We start from the raw sequence: 18,096 nt of genomic DNA, 5'->3' as shown, positions 1-18,096 counted from the left end.
AGGGTTTTGGAAAAGACTCAAGGCTCGACGCCCCAAACCTTTGTTCCGTTCCGATAAAGCGTGACTTTGTCCCAATCGCCGAAAGCTTGCTGTGTCCCGTTGTAGGAGTAGTCATCGCTTTCGTTGAAATTGCTCCAGTCGGTTTTGTTGACGCGGGCCTGAATTTCGCCGGTGTCGCCGCCGGGCTCCAAATTGCCCGCTCCCGGCGCAAAAGATATTTCGAGATAATAGTCCGAGCCGTCTGTGGAGGAATCCATTTTGACGAACCGCCCGTTGACGTTGCCGCTGCCGACGGCGGCGTAGTCGCAATGGAATTCTTGGGATTGCTCCCCGTCAATCGTGTAGTAGTAACGCAAGGTAAGATCACTGAGCGCCACCGCTTCATCGCCGGTATTCACGATGCGAAAATGCGGCCGAAACTGGTTGTCGCCGGCGTTCGCGTCATTGTTCCGGTACTGGACGACCAGGTCGCCTTCCGACGGAATGGGAACGGTGCGCGGCTTGGCGCTGATTTGGGCCGAGGGAAGGCTTTCGCCGACGTCGTTTCTGGCGGTGATGACGTAATAATACGTCGTGTCATTGATGACTCCGTCATCGGTAAAGGCCGGTTCCGTCGTCGTTCCTACCGTCTCGTAAGGGCCGCCGCTGGTCAGCGACCGCTTGACCAGATAATCGGCGGCGCCGCTTACGGCGTTCCAGGACAGCCGGACGATCCCGTCTCCCGGCACGGCCTTGGCGTTTCGCGGCGCGGCGGGCACCGTGGGTTCACCCGGATTCCCGCCTCCCGCGGGATGTTCGCCGAAAACGTGACGCCCTCCGTCGTACACCGGGATATACGGCGTCTTGGCCGGGGCCGCTCCTCCGCTGGCTACGCCCTGGAACGAAAAATCGTTGGCGTTGTTCCAGAAGTTGGTGTTTAGCGGCGCGGCGATCCGGAATTGCACCTCTTTGCGGAAGGCCGATTGCCCGCCCGGGTAGATCCGTGTACCGGTGAAATCGACGGTGGTGTAATAAATATGCCGGTCCGCATCGTAAGGCTGAAGCTCGGATACCGTGGCTCCCTGATTGTAGCCCCCCGCCGTTACGGTGATATCCTCCGGTCCGTATCCGGCTTCCACGGCTTCGCTCAGGTCAACGTAGTACCGGAAAGACATGTTCTCGCTGGCGCGGGCCGGCCAGCCGGAACGGTTGTTCAACAAGGCGCGGATTTCCACAAAATTGCTGCCGCTGGCATTGACCGAGGCTTCAACGAACATCTCGTCCTCGCGCTGTTCTGGAGCCGGGAAGTTAGAGAGAGGCTGTCTGCCCTCCCCGTGGAGCAGCATCATTTTAGCCAGCGCCCCGGTAAATCCGGCGTTATAATCGGTTGCGACCTCGTTGGATACGTAATCGCCGATGGAATCGGTGTACGCGTCGGTTTGGGAAGGGCCGCCGACCAACGCCCCGTACAGGATGTGGCGGTGGTTCTCAGGCACGTTCTGGTTATCCGCCCAGGAGCCGTGTGAAGTGCGGTGATGCGGGTGCTGCGGCGGATTGTTGCCGAAGCCGACCACATAGCTGCTTTCGCGGGGGTTATCGCCGAGCATGTACAGGATTTGCCGCTCCGCGAATGAACGCGCGTTTATTTTCTTCACGGGATCGCTGACCCAGTCGGAGTAGACAAAAGCAAGAAAGGCTTGATTTGCCGTATAACGAAGGGCCCCCCATTGATCGAGATGCGCAAGGCCGCCGGGGGTGTACGTTACGCGCTCGCCCGTACCCGAAACGCCGGTGGTCCAGAATTCCATGTTTTTTTCCGTAGAACGGACGAATTTGGGATCGCCGGTAATCCGGGCCAGCAGCAGTTGAGCGCCGTAATGCTTGTCGTCCCAGGCGTGCGTCCACTTGTAGTCCCATTCCCCTTGCTGGTTTGTGCCCCACAGCTCGCTCGCGGCGATCGCTTTATCGAGGTAAGTTTCGTCCTCCGTGGCCAAATAAAGCCATACGCCGCCCCAGCTCAATTCATCGGCATATCCGCTCCAGGAGTTGTAAAACTGTTGGGCATCGGTAATGCTGTCCGAATATTTGCCGCGATACTGATCGGCGAAGGCGTACAATTCCTTGGCATGCCGGAGCAGCTTATCCGCATAAGCCGGATCGCTGTCTCTGAAGATGATGGAACTTGCGGCAAGCGCCGCGGCGGTCTCCCCGGCAAGATCGGAGCCGGGCTTGGACGCGTCGATTTTATATGCGGGCCGCGCCATCGGCATGACCTCGGCGGGTCCCCACCAATTGTGATCGGCCGTCCCATTGCCGACTTGTCCCCACAGTTCGTTCGGGGCCGTGTGGGCTTTCATGAAATAATCCGTCGCCCAGCGGATGTTGTCCAATATTTCATCGAGCTGTCCGGACTGTTCGTATCCTTCCCGGTACTCATAAACAGACCATGCGAGCATTGTTGCGGTGGAAGCCATCGGAAAACCGAATTTGACATGGTCTCCGGCGTCATACCAACCTCCCGTCAAATCATGGCCGACATCCGCCCCGTCCTGCATTCCCGAATCGCCGCGCCACTCCACGCGGTTATTCTCGGGAAGCGCTCCCGAACGCTGCGTCTCATAGAAATAAATCGATTTCTGCAGCGCTTCGGCATAGTTGTAATCGGATGCCGCCGCATCGGCGACGGGAGTGAGAGAGGTCCATCCCGAATAGGTTGTAAGCGCTAACAAAAAGCTGAAAGAAAAAATCCCGCCTTTCCTTACCCATTTGCCCATAGCAGATTTCATCTCCTTCGGATGTGATCCTACTTAAACAAACGAATCGCCTCTTACAAGTCGGAACCAGCTGTACTTCTCTTCTGACTCGAGATGCTGCCTATCTGGAGTATCACTTGCGTTAGAACAAAAACAGCCCGTTCACCTCACTTTCGTTCTAGAGTGATGGACGCGCTGACTGGGAGCTTATAGCTAAACTATGGTCCCTGTCCATAATATAACAAGTAATGGAATAGATTTCTAGAGTTTACAGTAAAATTTTTCTATTCATAGCAATTAATTATTTTTCCTTTTGCTCATTTGCCTGGCGGACCAAGCTCCTATATGATGGAAATAGGGGATGAGGAGAGGATGGAATGAGGATTGAGCGGGAATTCACGAAGGGTTCAATTTGAAAGAGCGGCGGCCTATTTGGACGAGCAAAGGCGCCTGCTGCCGGATTTGAACATGAAGTACCTGGGCGCTGCCCTGTCATTTCCGCAAAGTATCGAACAACGGGACGGGATCCTTGATCGCATAAAACGCCTTCGGGAACACGACAAGGACGTCGTGATCGGCGCTTACTTCGTCCTCCCGGAAGATGGGGCAAGGAAGTATACCGACATCGTTTTTATTGGGAATGACTATTTACATCTCCAGCGAATCCGCGACTTTATGAAGGGACAAGGTGTGAAGCTGAACCTCAAGAATCCCTGCATCTTGTACAGGGAATTCACAGGGGATATACATAAAATACTTGGCGGCGGTACATCCAGAGTGACCAGCCTTAACGACTTGTACGCGAGCGTGGAGATCGAGCTGAAACCGCGGGAGATCGGTGCGGGATATGACTTCGGATTTAAAGTGACCGACGAAGAGATCGTAAGTTATTGCTGTCATAAGGATGATAAAGAAGGCTTGGAGCTCGGATACCGGCTGTTTCTGAAATCGTTGGAGTGCTTTTCCATAAAGTTCCAGACCGAGGGAGTAGCGCTGGGGTATCCGCTGCCGGACTGCGGGATTGAGGTCACGAAGACGTATTGCAGGATGTGCTTTTTTCGCGACTACTATTATATTGCGGGAGCCCGAGGGTCGCTTATGGCGGCTTTAAAGAAGGCGGATTGGCGGATATTCGAGCCGGTGATGGAAGTGGAATTAACCTGCGGCACAGCTTTTTTGGAGGAAAATCGTTGGTTGGACGCGGGGGAACATGTAAGTTCCCTAGGGGAGGGGGACAGCTGTCGTTTGGCTTTGAAAGCCAGACTATCCGCCATAATGGATCATTTGGAGGAATTGCACCATCACCCGCTAGTAATGGATCTTTCCATGAAAATAGGGGGATACGCTCCTCTGGAGGAAAACGCCGCCCCTGTGAACAAGTTCAAAATCATTTATGATATGGATCAATGGAAAGAGGAGTTGGACGAGGAGAATTAGCCATAAAGACTGAGCTATTGATCAGTATAAAAGACATCGACGGGAAGTGTTCTTATCACACTCTTGCTCAACGCCAATGGTTTAGTTGAAATAACGGGAATTCCTCACGTTAATTTGGGGCCTAAGCGGCCGCAGGGGTGCATTAGCTGGAAAACCTCCCGGTAATTTGCCTGAAACGGCGCATGCCGGCGATTGGATCGCGAAATAGATGGAGATTTTCCAGCTAAATCGGATTTAAGGTGTCAAAGACGGTATATTAACGGGAGGTTTTCCAGTTAATATAGCAGTTAAGTGTGATGCTCTCTACAGCGGCGCTCGATATCTACAATGTTGAATGTTGACGAAGGGTGTTTAGTTCAGACTGTATGGCTATTTACTTAAAACGAAGAAACGGAGGCAACTGGAATGAATGAAGAGTTGATCGCCCAATTGGAGGCGTGGCACGAAGAGGACGAGTTCGAGAAGATTGTCGATGCCATTATGGAGGTACCGGCGGAGGAACGGGACTACACCCTGGTCAGCCATTTGGGGCGGGCGCTGAACAACCTTGAGCGGTATGACGAAGCGGTGGAACAGTTTTTGACGGTTGCGGAGGAGGGGCAAGAGGACCCGCTGTGGCATTACCGCATCGGGCTGGCCTACTACTATTTGGAGCGGTATGAGGAGGCTTTGCGCGCTTTTGAAACCGCGGACCGCCTGGATCCCGGCGATGAGGATACGCAGGAATTCCTCGGCTGGATCCGGGACAAGCTTGCCGAGGACGTGTCGGCGGAAGAGTCCGGGGAGGAACCGGGGGGCGAGCCGGATGAACCTGGATCGCAGGAGCGCGGGTTTGGCGAGAAGGCCCGAGCGACCGCAGGGCGGCCGGACGCCGCCGACATCGATACGACGGGCTTCTGGGAAGACAGCGCGGAGGCGCTGGAGAAGTATGTGTCCGAGCCGCCGACGGACGAACTGGTGACTTCCGTGGAGGAAGAACTGGTCTTCCGCCTGCCGGCCTTCTACGTAGAGATGATGAAACAGCATAACGGAGGCGTTCCCCGCCAGCGGTTGTTCCCGGTGGATCCGACCGAATCCGGTGCCGGCAGGGATGCGATCGAAATCTCGGGGATTCTGGGCATCGGCCGGACGAAGAAGCACTCACTGTGCGGCGAAGCGGGCAGCCGGACGCTGATCGAGCAAGGGGGCTATCCCGAAATCGGGGTTGTCATTTGTGACTGCCCTTCCGCGTATGAAGTGGTCATGCTGGATTACCGGGAATCCGGAAATGACCGCGAACCTGAAGTGGTTCATGTGGATAAAAAAGAAAACAACCGCATCACCCGGCTCGCCCCCGATTTCGAGAGCTTTATCCGCGGATTGAAGGAAGAGGCGACGATGTAGGGTTGCTCCAGGCCCGCCCCGATTCGGGCGGGTTTGTTTTTCTTCCTGACCGGAGCTAATGAAGTACCTTTGAAAAGGAGAGCAGTATGCCACCATTGATCTATAAGCAATTAATCGATGACCTGAAGAAGAACATCCACGCAGGCAGGTACGCGGACCTGAGATTACCGGACGAGCGGAGTCTTAGCGAGACGTACCGGGTGAGCCGCAGTTCCGTGAAACGGGCGCTGGCGAAGATGGAGAGCGATGGGATTATTTTTAAGAAGCGCGGTTCCGGGACCTTCATCAATCCGCTGTATCTCAAGAACGAGTCGATTTTTAATTACGAGGGTTCGAATCTGGGCGTGACGGACAATTTTCAGATGGACGGAAAAAAGCCGAAAGTCAAAGTGCTGAGCTTCGAAGTGGTCTCGCCGACGGAGGAGTTGCAGCGCGATTTGTTTCTGGAGCCGCATGATTTTGTATATAAAATCGTTCGCCTGCGCCTGTTCGATGAGGAGCCGTTTATGATCGAGACCGGCTACATTCCGATCAAAATCGTGCAAAATTTGAACCAGACGATTATCGAAGGCTCGATCTTCAACTACTTGGAAGAAGCGCACAATATGGCCGTAACCAAGTCCTTTCTATCGATTTTTGCGGAGCCTTCCCAGCCGGAAGACCGGGGACTGCTGAACTTGCGGGAACACGAACCCGTCGGTATCATGGAAGGGGTCTTTTTTCTCGACAACGGCACGCCGTTTGAATTTTCCCATATGCGCTTCCACTACAAATATATGAAATTCAATACATTTGTATCGGTGCAACGATAAGGCTGAAACTTGGTTTCGGTCTTATTTTTTTTATGACGAAAGGAAACGGTCTTAATGGCTAGTCAAAGTGATATGTCACATACAAAGAGGCACCTGAAGTGCTTCCAAACTCCCAACTCCAAAAAGATGCAAATCTGCAGGTATTTAGGCCGATCCCCGAGGGGATGAGAAAAAAGATGCAAATCTGCAGGCATTTCCAGCGATTTTAGAGAAACGAGCCGGTTTCGTCGAAAATTCCTGCAGATGCGCAGGAATTTTAAAATTTTGGGCCCCGAACAAGAAAAAAACATGCACATTTGCAGGAATTCTATGTTACCAAGGTTGTCTGACGGGTGGCTATGATCGGCTTTGGTTCAACCAAAATTCATAGTATGTTCATCTTTTCACAAAATTGGACCGTATCATTTTTCAAAAAAGTCGTTATGATAGATACATAGGTGAAATGTTTCACAAATGAACGAACAAAGAGATAGGAGTGAATGACATGGGAGTACCCATCGCACAACTGGACTACTCGTCAAAAACGTATCTGGAGAAGCTGGACGCTTATTGGCGCGCCGCGAACTTTATTTCCGTCGGGCAACTGTATTTGAAGGATAATCCGCTGTTAAGGGAACCGTTGAAAGCTTCGGACGTGAAGCTTAAACCGATCGGGCACTGGGGAACTATCCCCGGGCAGAACTTCATCTACGCGCACTTAAACCGGATCATCACGAAATACGATCTCAACATGTTCTACATCGAAGGCCCGGGCCATGGAGGCCAGGTCATGGTGTCCAATTCGTACCTTGATGGCAGCTATACGGAAATTTATCCCGAAATCACGCAGGATATCCCCGGCTTGAAAAAGCTGTACAAGCAATTTTCGTTCCCGGGCGGCGTAGCTTCCCATGCGGCTCCGGAGACGCCGGGATCGATCCATGAAGGCGGCGAGCTGGGGTATTCGCTTTCCCACGGCGTCGGCGCGATTTTGGATAACCCGGATTTGATTTCCGCGGTCGTGGTGGGCGATGGCGAGGCGGAAACCGGACCTCTGGCCGCTTCGTGGTTCTCCAACCGGTTCATCAATCCGATTACGGATGGCGCGGTGCTGCCGATCCTGCATCTGAACGGCTTCAAAATCAGCAACCCGACGATCCTTTCCCGTCAATCGAAAGAGGAGATTACGGCCTATTTTAAGGGCATGGGCTGGGAGCCTTTCTTTGTCGAAGGGGAAGACCCCGCGCGGATGCATAAGGAAATGGCTCTCGTGCTGGACGCGATCATTGAGCGGATTCATAGCATTCAGAGCCATGCGCGCAAAAACAACGATCCCGCCCGTCCGGCCTGGCCGATGCTGGTGTTCCGCAGCCCTAAAGGCTGGACGGGGCCGAAGGAATGGGCAGGCGTGCCGAACGAAGACTCCTTCCGCGCTCACCAGGTTCCGATTCCGGCGGATCAAAAGAACATGCAGCATGCCCCGGCTTTGCTGGAGTGGATGAACAGCTACCGTCCCGAAGAGTTGTTCGACGCAAACGGGCGCTTGAAAGCCGAGATCGCCGAAATCCTGCCGAAGGGCGACCGGCGGATGGGCAAAAATCCGGTCACCGATGCCGGCAAACTCGTGAAAGACCTGCGCTTGCCGGATTTCCGCAACTATGCGCTGGATAACTCCGTTCCGGGCAAAGTAATTGCGCAGGATATGGCCGTGCTGGGCAAGTACATCGCCGAAGTGGTGCGGATCAACGAGGAGAACCGGAACTTCCGCATCTTCGGGCCCGATGAAACGATGTCCAACCGGTTGGGCCCGGTGTTCGAGGTCACCAAACGTCAATGGCTGGACGCCATCAAAGAACCGAACGACGAGTTCCTGGCGTCTTACGGCCGCGTTATCGATTCCCAACTGTCCGAGCATCAGGCTGAAGGCTTGCTCGAAGGTTACGTCCTGACGGGCCGCCACGGGTTCTTCGCCAGCTATGAAGCGTTCCTGCGGGTGGTCGATTCGATGCTGACCCAGCATTTCAAATGGCTGCGCAAGGCGACCGATCAAGGCTGGCGCGCGGACATTTCTTCGCTCAATGTTGTGGCCACGTCGACGGTGTTCCAGCAGGATCATAACGGCTACACGCACCAGGATCCGGGGTTGCTGGGCCATCTGGCCGACAAGAAGCCGGAATTCATCCGGGAGTATCTGCCGGCGGACGCCAATACATTGCTGGCCGTGTTCGACACGGTGCTGAACGACCGCCAGAAGATCAACCTGATCGTCTCGTCCAAGCACCCGCGTCCGCAATGGTTTACGGCGGAAGAGGCGCAGGAGCTGGTGAGGAAAGGCTTGAAGGTGATCGACTGGGCCAGCACGGATCAAGGCGGAGAGCCGGATATCGTCTTCGCTTCCGCCGGCACCGAGCCGACGATCGAAAGCCTGGCGGCGATCTCGATGCTGCATGAGAAGCTGCCGGAGCTGAAAATCCGCTACATCAACGTGGTCGACCTGCTGAAGCTCAGAAGCCGGAAGCTGGACCCGCGCGGCTTGTCCGACGACGAATTCGACCGCTATTTTACGCGGGATAAACCGGTCGTCTTCGCCTTCCACGGTTACGAAGGCTTGATCAAAGACTTGTTCTTTGAACGCCGCAACCATAACCTGCACGTGCACGGCTACCGCGAAAACGGCGACATCACAACCCCGTTCGATATGCGCGTGCTGAACCAGATGGACCGCTTCGACCTGGTGAAGGAAGCCGTGCTGAATCTGCCCGACGCCGGCGAATACGCCGCGATCGTCGAGGAGATGGACGCCATGCTGAAGAAACATCACGAGTATATCCGGGAGGAAGGGTTTGACTTGCCGGAGGTAGAGGGTTGGGTTTGGAAGGCGTTGAAGTAAGCTGAAAAAATAAAAGTGCCCGGATTCCGATAACGTATCGGACAGGGCACTTTTTTTATATGGCAGGCGGAGCGTCCGCCTCGCGAGCTTGTTTGCCGCATTCCCGTCAAGGGTTGCCCGCGCCGCCCGTCTTATTGAACTTGACGGTCTCTTGCCGCTTCTCATGGGTTTGCGCGTAAGCGATCGTCCCGTGGGCCGTTTCCGCTTCTCCGCCGACCAGGCGTTTGTAGCCAAGCTGCGAGTATTCGCCTTGCGGATCGATCCAGCCGGTCTCCTCGTTGAAGCTGTCTCCCCAGCCGCCGGAGGTGTAAGTGAAAAAGGCTTTTTTGATCGAAGGATTTTCGCCTATGGCTTTTGTCCAATGCCCCTGAAGGATCGAGGTCGTCTTATCGCCTTCCTTGACGCGGGCCTGCCAAACGGCCACAGGGAAATCTTCCTTGAACTCAAACCGCATGATGGTGTCTCCCTGGATCATATAGCCGCGAAGCGCCTCCCCTTCCGGAAACAGGAAGGTCGTCTCACGATACTCGCTTTCATAGCTGTAAACCAACGCCTCATGCTTGTAGCGCACCGTTCCGGACAGCAACTGCTTCTTCACCAGCTGCCGGGCATCCTCCAGCGAACCGGAGGCCAGGATTTCCTGTTCCTTCATGCTGAGCGGTGATTTTACACGGGCGGTCGTCCCGTCCCAATCCACCGGGTAGCCGAACGCTTCCGACACGAACCGCAGTGGTACATAGATCCGGCCGTTCACCAGCCTGGCTGGGGCCTCAAGTTGCCGGGTTTCCGGCTTGCTTTCGCCGGGGCGGTTGATGACCGCCGTCTGTTTGTCGAGCGTCAGTTGAATCGTGTCCGTCCACTTCCGGAGGGAAACGGTCTGCTCGGGCGTGTTCCAGGTCACCTTCCCGCCGAGCATTTCCGTCACCACCCGAATCGGGACAAGCACGCGTCCCGATTTTATTACAGGCGCCGCGTCCGACTTGACCGGGGTTCCTTTGATCACCAGTTGCGGCGAAGCCTGCTGTGCCGCTGCGTGAACGTTCGTGCCCCCTGCAGCCAGCAGGGCCAAAACAACGCTCGCAGCCATCCATTTTTTCATAGCGTGCACCCCTTTTTATGTTGTGGGACTACGTCGAAATAGAGAGTCTATTAATATAGACGGATATGTATAGAATAGAGTTTCGGAAAAAAGGGGATTTCACCCACATCGGTTAAATTCCTGGAATTTACCCCCATAGTGCGGCGGTACCTAAATTGCTAGAATAAGGGGAGGTCTCAATTCAGACAACTCAGATCCGTCCGCTTGGACTTACATTGGAGGCATTGATCACCATGGGCAGATCGCATCTATTGAAAAAAATGCCGCGGTTGTTGCTAACCGTCATCACCGCTCTATTTATCGGCGAGCTTATTTTGGGCTATAACGGGAAACTGCTGCTGGTCGGGGAAATTCCGGTCCGGGTGCTGACCTATGCTTTATTTCTCGCGGCGCTTTGCGGGATGCTCGTTCATGCTGCGGCAACAAAGAAATTAACTTGGGTCCATGGAGACGGCGAAGCGCCGGTGTGGGGGATGTTGAATCCTTTTGACCTCGTGCTCGCTTTATTCTTATTGTTCAATGCCATTTGGGTCTTTATCATTCCGGCCTTTTCCGGGTACGGCGTCGAAATGGCGCTGCAACAGGTCAAATCGACAACCTTGCTGCTGCTGTACTTTCCGCTGCTGATTCTGATGAGAATCGGGTACATCCGATTGCATCGGGCCGAGCCCCTGATCAAGTTCTGTCTCGCCGGATTGGCTCTGCTGCACATCTTTTTGTACACGGGTGAAAAAATCTACGGCGACGCTACGTTCGCCATTCATTTTTTCGAAACGCTCCGTTCCTTAACGCTGGGGCATTCCGAACGCCCGCCGGTCATGTATCCGATGAATTACTTCAAGATCATTTATCCGACGTCCTTGTATTTGCTGATGATCTTTTATTTTACGCATAAGAGCAAATTGACCCCGAGGACATGCCTATTTTATCTGCTCGGCCTCACGGCGCTGTTTCTGACGTTGACCAAATCGCTGTGGCTGGGGTTGTTATTCGGATTTTTGTTTCTGTTTCTGTTTTATTTCCGCAACCGAATGAAGGGCCGGATTCACTATAAAAAGTTGGTCGTCTGCCTAAGTTTAGCCGTGGTTAGCGGCTATATCCTGAATGCCATTCTGCTGGACAACTATCTATTCACCAGAATCCAGAACACCTTCGCGGTGAACAGTACAAGCGCCATTAAGGAGGGGGATATCCGCATTCAAGAGGGCGTCAATGAGGAACTGCGATTTACCGACGAATTGGAGGGAACGAAAAGGGCCAACGACACCCGTTTGGTGCAAACCCGGGCTCTGTTGGAGCAATGGCGGGAAAGTCCCTGGATCGGATTCGGTTATGGGAGCTACACGGAAAATTTGTTGAGGAGCTCTATGGAGCAACCTTATTTATATGAAATGCTGCTGCCTTCCCTGCTGCTTCAAATCGGGGTAGTGGGCGTTGCGGGTTGGGCGGCCTTCTTCATCTTTGTCGTTTGGTTTGTCAAGAACAAAGCGGCGGAGGCGGCCGGGGCGCTTTATCTGGTGGTGGCCATCATCGTCGCCTCCCAATTCAACCCCTTTATTTTAGGCGCTCCGTCTATGAGTATGCTCCTGTATTGCTTTTTAACGATTCGAATGGCCGCGGAAACGCAGGATAAAGCGAAATCATCAATTCCGAGAATTTGAATGGAGGAGACGAGTTTGAAGGATCAGGACCAGAAAAAGTTGAAGCCGTACGCGTTGTCGGAAATCGCGAATTTGAAGGTTCATGGACGGACCACCGGAGACCTTGCGCCCTTGACACTGTTCTGGACGGGCAGCGGCATAGAACTCAACGCCAAGGGGTCCGAGCTTTGGATCGAGGTGGAAGCGGATTATGATCAGTACGAGTCCTGGATCACCGTGCTGATCAACTCCGCGGCTGTGAGCAGGCAGATGCTGACCAAGGGACGATATTGGGTTTGCCTTTTTAGGGGGATGAACCCCGACAGGGTCAAAAATGTCCGGGTCGTCAAAGACGTCCAGGCCATGAACGGGGACCCGGGCTGCTCTTTACGGATTCACGCGGTGAAGTTTGACGGGACCTTTGCGCCTGTGGAAGACAAGCCGGTCAAGATCGAGTTTATCGGCGACAGCATTACATCCGGCGAGGGAGCGGTCGGGGCCCGGACAGAGGAGGACTGGATTCCGATGTGGTTCAGCGCCGTGGACAATTACACGTACATGACCGCGGAGGCGCTGAACGCGGAATACCGCGTGATCTCCCAGAGCGGCTGGGGCGTGCTCACCAGTTGGGACAACAACCCCCGAAACGTGATTCCGGCTTACTACGAGCAGGTCTGCGGACTTCTGACAGGGGCCAGGAACGAAGCGCTGGGTGCTTTTCGGGAACATGAATTTGCGTCCTGGCAGCCGGACGCGGTGATCGTGAATCTGGGGACGAACGATGCCGGGGCCTTTAACAATCCGGCATGGAGAGACCCGGTTACGGGAGAAGCGCATAAGCAGCGTTTGAATGAGGACGGGACGTACAACGAGGAGGATTTGCGCGCTTTCGAGCGGGCGGTGGAGAGCTTTCTTGGAAAGCTGCGGAAAAATAACAAGCACGCCCACATCGTCTGGGTGTACGGGATGCTGGGGCTTCCGTTGATGCCGTCCATTTACCGGGCGGTGGATGCGTATATCCGGGCTACGGGAGACCGCCGGGTTTCCGTGTTCCAGTTGCCCGACACGACAGACGAAACCGTCGGCGCCCGTACGCACCCGGGGAAACGGGCGCATGCCAAGGCCGCCGAGGCGCTGTCGGGCTATCTGGGCGGGATCTTGAAGGGTTAGGTTATTTAGGGGATCCGTGATCTGACCATGAACAGGTGGCCGCCATGGATCTTGTACTTTCTTCTGCATCCGTTACGCACCGGCCGGGCCAGCTTTTTGGAGGCGCCGCTTCTTCCTTGCGGCGTTCCGCTTTAGAAGCCATTGATCCAGGTAGTAAACGATGATAATAAACACAGACATGATACCGAGGTATTCACCGACGACGCCAAAAACGTTCTGCCCGGCGCCTCCGCCTCTACCCTCGAATCCGCCTTCGCGGCCGGCTCGGTCGAATCCGCCGTGTTCCCCCTTACTTTGCATGGAAGCGGCCGTCCCGAATCCTTCCGGCCGTCCGCCGTCCCGTCCGCCCGCGTGCACCGACGGGGTGGAGAAGCCGGCTACCTGGGCAACACCCCGCAAATGCATGGCGAAGTTCGAGGTATAGATTTGATAGCAGCCGAACACCAGCAGCGCGGCCGCGGCTAGCTTTGCGGCCATGGCGGGGAAGGGCTTTTTCATACGGTAGCGGACGATTTGCTGGAAGACGCCCACGACCCATTTCCAGTGCAAGCCGATATGCACCGCGACGAGGATCAGCACCAAGTAGGCGACGGACATGTGCGCGACTTTGAACCATGGCTCGTTGCCGACGCGAAGCGCGGGAAAGACGACCCTGGAAATAAAAAGCCCGCAGACGATTACAAAGGTCATGGACAACAACAGCACGAGATTCAACAAGTAACTGAACTTGGTCTTCAGCGGCAGCTTGCGGTCGAACAACTTCGACGTCACCCTGACGATCCATCTCCAATTGAGTCCCATATGGGTCAGAAAGGCCGCGGCAAAACCGATCCCCGCCATTTCATGAAACGTAAGCCCCCCGAGAACCTGCTTGTTAAAAAATAGCACAAACGTCAGTGCCATGATGAGATCCAAGCCGAATTTAAAATACGTGATGCTTTTTTTTCTGGTTTCTTTGCCTGCTCCGTTGGATGTTATCATTTGGACTTAATCCTCCCCGGTTGTAATGTAAGTGATATGTCCCCTAAAAATACGCCGCTAACCTTAAGTGAATCTTAAACGCCCTGAGGTGTTGGGGGAGAGGTCGGACCAAGCGAAAAGAACCCTGGCGCAGCTGCTTGGCTGCGCCAGGGTTCGTTAGTTCCGGCCTTTGTTATTTGGCCGGAATGAGGATATGCTGCCCGACACGGATGAGCTTCGGGTTGGCCAACTTGTTGTACTTGGCCAGCTCCCGCCACGTCGTGTTGTGGTCAAGGGCGATCCGGTACAGGTTGTCGCCTTTTTTAACGACGTAGACCGTTTCCTTGGCCGCCCCCGGGGGCTGGGTCGGAGCCGGGTTGTTCGCCGGAGCGGCCGGTTCCGCCTTCGCGGCTTCCGGCGCGGGTTGTTCCGGCGTCGTCACCGGCGTCTCTGCCGGGTTCGGCTGCGGAGCGGCCGGCGACGCCGGCTGGGCCACCGGCTTGCTGCCGTCGGCCGTCACGCTCAGCTTGAACTTGGCGTAGCCGTCCTCGGTCGTTTCGAGGTACGTCAACTCGTTCTGCTTGGCGGCGAGCGCCGCGTTACCGGCCATGGCGTCTTTGGCCGCCGGCGAAGTGGCGAACGTCACGTTCGCGCTGCCGAAGGGCGCCAGCGACCAGTTGCCGTCGGCGCTCGGGTTGATCGTGCCGTTCGAGCGGATATAGTCGATGACGACCTGCCGGTTTTCATCCGGCGAAGCGAGAATGATCCGTTTGCCGTCCGGATTGGCGAACTTGCTGGACGAGGCGCGGTAGTTGTTGCTCGCCACGACGAATTTTTGCGCCGGATCAATCGGTTTGCCCTCGTAGGACAGATTCACGATCCGGCTGGCCTTCTCGTTCAGCAGTCCGCCCTTGGCGTCGTATTTGGCGGGCTGCGTCACATCAATCTGATAAGTGACGCCATCAATGACATCGAAGTTATAGGTCGGGAAGTCGTAGTTGACCAAAGCCTGTTCTTGTGTGCCGGCGGGATCGATCCGATTAAACTGTCCTGCCGACCATTCCAGCCATTCCTTCAGTTCGGCTCCCGTGACCAGCACGGCGTTAACCGTGTTGGAGTACAGGTAGAGGTCGGCGACGTTCTTGATGGCGATGCTACCGGCCGGAATATCTGTGTAATAGTTCGGGCCTTGGCGTCCGCCCGCTTTAAACGGGGCCCCCGCGGAAAGAACGGGAAGTCCTTCGTATTCGGTGCCTTGCAGATGCTGCTCCACGTACCATTTTTGCGCGTTCGTCACAATTTGAATGGACGGATCGTCCTGGATCAGGGCAAACCAGCTGTTGATCGGCGCGGTCGTTTTGCCGACCGGTCCCCGAACATATTCCAGCGTGGCCTCATGCTCTTTCTTCACCGCGTTCCAGATGCTTTGGTCCGCCTCGACCAAAGGGAGCTTTTTCGCGCTGTCGAAGATCGGTTTCACGGCAGCGGCGGAGTTTTTCACCGTCCACTTGCCGTCTTTTTGCTCCAGGGTTATGTCGATAATCCCCAGGTTATTTCCCCAATATCCGGGCTCCACGGCGGGCACGCCGTTAATGGTGCCCTTGGCTAGGTCAACGCCGGGCTTACCCTCAAAGGAAGCATCCGGGAAAACCTTGTGCGCATGCCCGAATAAAATGGCGTCGATATCCTTGACCTTGCTGAGGTAGAGGACCGAGTTCTCCATTAGCGGGGTTTGCGGGATGTCTTCAAAGCCCGAATGCGGAACCGCGATGATAAGGTCGGCGCCTTCTTTTTTCATCTGAGGAACGAATTTCTCCGCCGTCTCCACAATATCTTTGGCAACGACCTTGCCCTCGAGCTTCGCTTTGTCCCACACCATAATTTGCGGCGGCACGAAGCCGATGATTCCGACCTTGAGTTTATGCTTGGCCCCGCTGTTGTCGGTGACTTCCTTGTCCAGAATCAGGTACGGGGTGAAGGCATTTTTGTCGTTGGCCGGGTCCCCGTCTTTGTCGTCTATGTAGACATTGGCGTTCACGTAAGGGAAATCCGAGCCTTCAAGCGATTGCTCCAGAAAATCGAGACCATAGTTGAACTCGTGATTCCCCAAGTTGCCGGCATCGTAATCCAACAGGTTCATCGCCTTGAAGACGGGATGCGTTTCGCCTTCTTTCAACGTTTCTACCGTGGCGACGTAATCACCCAGCGGGTTGCCCTGGATCAGGTCGCCGTTGTCGATGAGCAAACTGTTTTTGGCCTCGGTGCGGGCCTGCTTGATCAACGTTGCCGTCTTCGCCAAACCGTATTCGTCCGTAGGCTTATCCGCAAAATAATCATAATTGACCATGTTCACGTGCAGATCGGTGGTCTCCATGATTCGGAGCTCCACAGTGGGATTGGCGGTTCCTTCGGCGGCCGCCGCCGAAAAGGGCAGGGCGGTCAGGCTTGCCGCAAGAATGCCCAGGATCAGGATGCGCTTGGGTTTGCGGGGATTGTACAAGTTCATTCCTCCTTTAGAAGTGGGGGTGAGTAAGCTAGGGAGACTGGAAAATGTGTGCAATTTGTACTTCATAGTTTAAGGGGAGCCGTACAAGTTGTCATGCGCATTTTGGATCAGTTTTGCGGGAGAAGAGGGGAGACGGAACGTTGGGATAACGAGAAAACCCCGGGCACTAACGGGAGGCCCTTGAGTGCCTCGATTTTCTGAGTGTGTTGCCAATATTGTCCGGTCCCGTCGTCCTCTCGCATCGTCCTTCCAAATTAACGGGATTTCCTTCCGTTAATTTTGCTCTATGGGTGGGGTCTCGCCCATTTAACGGGAATTTCTCCCGCTAATTCAGCCTATTTTGGCCGATCCGGCCCGATTGCGGCAAATTAGCGGGACTTTTTCCAGGTAATTTTCGCTGCTGGCCATTTGCGCGTCATTTAACGGGAGGTTTTCCCGTTAAATCCGTCGCTTGGGCTCAGCGATGGTCAACCATGGCAACGATGGCAACCATGGCAACCATGGCCCAAGTGGGGCCAACCATGCCAACTATGACCAACTATGGCCAACTATGACCCAATCATGACCCAATCATGACCCAATCATGACCCAATCATGGCCGTGTCCGACCCCAAGGTTAGGCCCAGGCCCTCGCCGAGACAAACACTGTCCAAGCTCAAACTTGCCTTTATCTTCTACCGTAACTAAACACCGCAGGCAGATCATATTACTCAACTAACTAATCCTTCACCCGAGTGCCTCGATCTTCTGAGTGCGCTGCCAATATTGTCCAGTCCCGTCGTCCTCTCGCATCGTCCTTCCAAATTAACGGGATTTCCTCCCGTTAATTTTGCCCCATGGGTAGGGTCTCGCCCAATTAGCTGGAATTTCTCCCGCTAATTAAGCTATTTTTGGCCGATCCGGCCCGATTGCGGCAAATTAGCGGGACTTTTTCCAGGTAATCCTCGCCCCCGGCCATTTGCGCGTCATTTAACGGGAGGTTTTCCCGTTAAATCCGTTGCCTGGGCTCAGCAGGGTCCACCTCTGGCCAATCATGGCAACCATGGCCGACCATGGCCCAAGTGGGGCCAACCATGCCAACTATGGCCAACCATGCCAACTATGGCCAACTATGGCCAACTATGGCCCAATCATGGCCGTGTTCGACCCCAAGGTTAGGCCCAGGCCCTCGCCGAGACAAACACTGTCCAAGCTCAAACTTGCCTTTATCTTCTACCGTAACTAAACCCCGCAGGCAAATCTTATTACTCAACTAACTAATCCTTCACCCGAGTGCCTCGATCTTCTGAGTGCGTTGTCCATGTTGCCCAGTCCCGTCGTACTTTCGCATCGTCCTTCCAAATTAACGGGAATTTCTCCCGTTAATTTTGCCCCATGGGTAGGGTCTCGCCCAATTAGCTGGATTTTCTCCCGCTAATTAAGCCATTTTTGGCCGATCCGGCCCGATTGCGGCAAATTAGCGGGACTTTTTCCAGGTAATCCTCGCCC

General features: G+C 54.7%; 10 protein-coding genes. 6 read left to right on the top strand and 4 right to left on the bottom strand.

Annotation, left to right across the window (positions count from 1 at the left end; genetic code table 11):
- Positions 1 to 17 precede the first annotated feature (17 nt).
- On the bottom strand, positions 18 to 2,753 hold the full coding sequence (locus tag LBW89_RS08990) for a glycoside hydrolase family 9 protein (RefSeq protein WP_225039018.1): 2,736 nt from the start codon (positions 2,751 to 2,753) through the stop codon (positions 18 to 20).
- A gap of 363 nt (positions 2,754 to 3,116) precedes the next feature.
- Here LBW89_RS08990 and LBW89_RS08985 point away from each other — a divergent pair, with 363 nt between their 5' ends.
- The 4 genes from LBW89_RS08985 (at position 3,117) to LBW89_RS08970 (ending at position 9,233) form a co-directional block, all read left to right on the top strand.
- The gene (locus tag LBW89_RS08985) at positions 3,117 to 4,169 is read left to right on the top strand and encodes an elongation factor G (protein ID WP_225039017.1); all 1,053 of its coding nucleotides are present in this window, start codon (positions 3,117 to 3,119) and stop codon (positions 4,167 to 4,169) included.
- A gap of 405 nt (positions 4,170 to 4,574) precedes the next feature.
- Positions 4,575 to 5,552, top strand: coding sequence for an SMI1/KNR4 family protein (locus tag LBW89_RS08980; RefSeq protein ID WP_225039016.1), 978 nt, complete (start codon positions 4,575 to 4,577; stop codon positions 5,550 to 5,552).
- A gap of 86 nt (positions 5,553 to 5,638) precedes the next feature.
- Entirely contained in the window at positions 5,639 to 6,364 is a 726-nt protein-coding gene (locus LBW89_RS08975; protein ID WP_213509024.1) for a GntR family transcriptional regulator, read from the top strand.
- A gap of 484 nt (positions 6,365 to 6,848) precedes the next feature.
- The gene (locus LBW89_RS08970) at positions 6,849 to 9,233 is read left to right on the top strand and encodes a phosphoketolase (protein ID WP_225039015.1); all 2,385 of its coding nucleotides are present in this window, start codon (positions 6,849 to 6,851) and stop codon (positions 9,231 to 9,233) included.
- Between the two features lie 106 nt (positions 9,234 to 9,339).
- Here the strand turns inward: LBW89_RS08970 and LBW89_RS08965 are convergent, their stop codons facing one another.
- Positions 9,340 to 10,332 (bottom strand): copper amine oxidase N-terminal domain-containing protein, encoded by a 993-nt coding sequence (locus LBW89_RS08965; RefSeq protein WP_225039014.1) that lies wholly within the window; start codon positions 10,330 to 10,332, stop codon positions 9,340 to 9,342.
- Positions 10,333 to 10,565: 233 nt separating this feature from the next.
- On the opposite strand from LBW89_RS08965, the gene LBW89_RS08960 reads away from it, so the two are divergent.
- Both LBW89_RS08960 and LBW89_RS08955 read left to right on the top strand, forming a co-directional pair.
- Positions 10,566 to 11,993, top strand: coding sequence for an O-antigen ligase family protein (locus LBW89_RS08960; RefSeq protein WP_225039013.1), 1,428 nt, complete (start codon positions 10,566 to 10,568; stop codon positions 11,991 to 11,993).
- On the top strand, positions 11,994 to 13,142 hold the full coding sequence (locus LBW89_RS08955; RefSeq protein WP_412066997.1) for an SGNH/GDSL hydrolase family protein: 1,149 nt from the start codon (positions 11,994 to 11,996) through the stop codon (positions 13,140 to 13,142). It begins immediately after the preceding gene.
- A 72-nt stretch (positions 13,143 to 13,214) separates the two neighbouring features.
- On the opposite strand, the gene LBW89_RS08950 is transcribed toward LBW89_RS08955, so the two are convergent.
- Positions 13,215 to 14,123 (bottom strand): DUF4405 domain-containing protein, encoded by a 909-nt coding sequence (locus tag LBW89_RS08950; protein ID WP_225039011.1) that lies wholly within the window; start codon positions 14,121 to 14,123, stop codon positions 13,215 to 13,217.
- 172 nt (positions 14,124 to 14,295) lie between these two features.
- Positions 14,296 to 16,602: a bifunctional 2',3'-cyclic-nucleotide 2'-phosphodiesterase/3'-nucleotidase gene (locus tag LBW89_RS08945; protein ID WP_412066996.1), complete on the bottom strand. Its 2,307-nt coding sequence runs from the start codon at positions 16,600 to 16,602 to the stop codon at positions 14,296 to 14,298.
- Positions 16,603 to 18,096 lie beyond the last annotated feature (1,494 nt).

It is taken from the genome of Paenibacillus sp. alder61 (genome assembly GCF_020179875.1).
Taxonomy (GTDB): domain Bacteria; phylum Bacillota; class Bacilli; order Paenibacillales; family Paenibacillaceae; genus Fontibacillus; species Fontibacillus faecis.
Note: the sequence above shows the minus strand (reverse complement) of the source record. Positions and strands in the feature narration are given on the sequence as shown.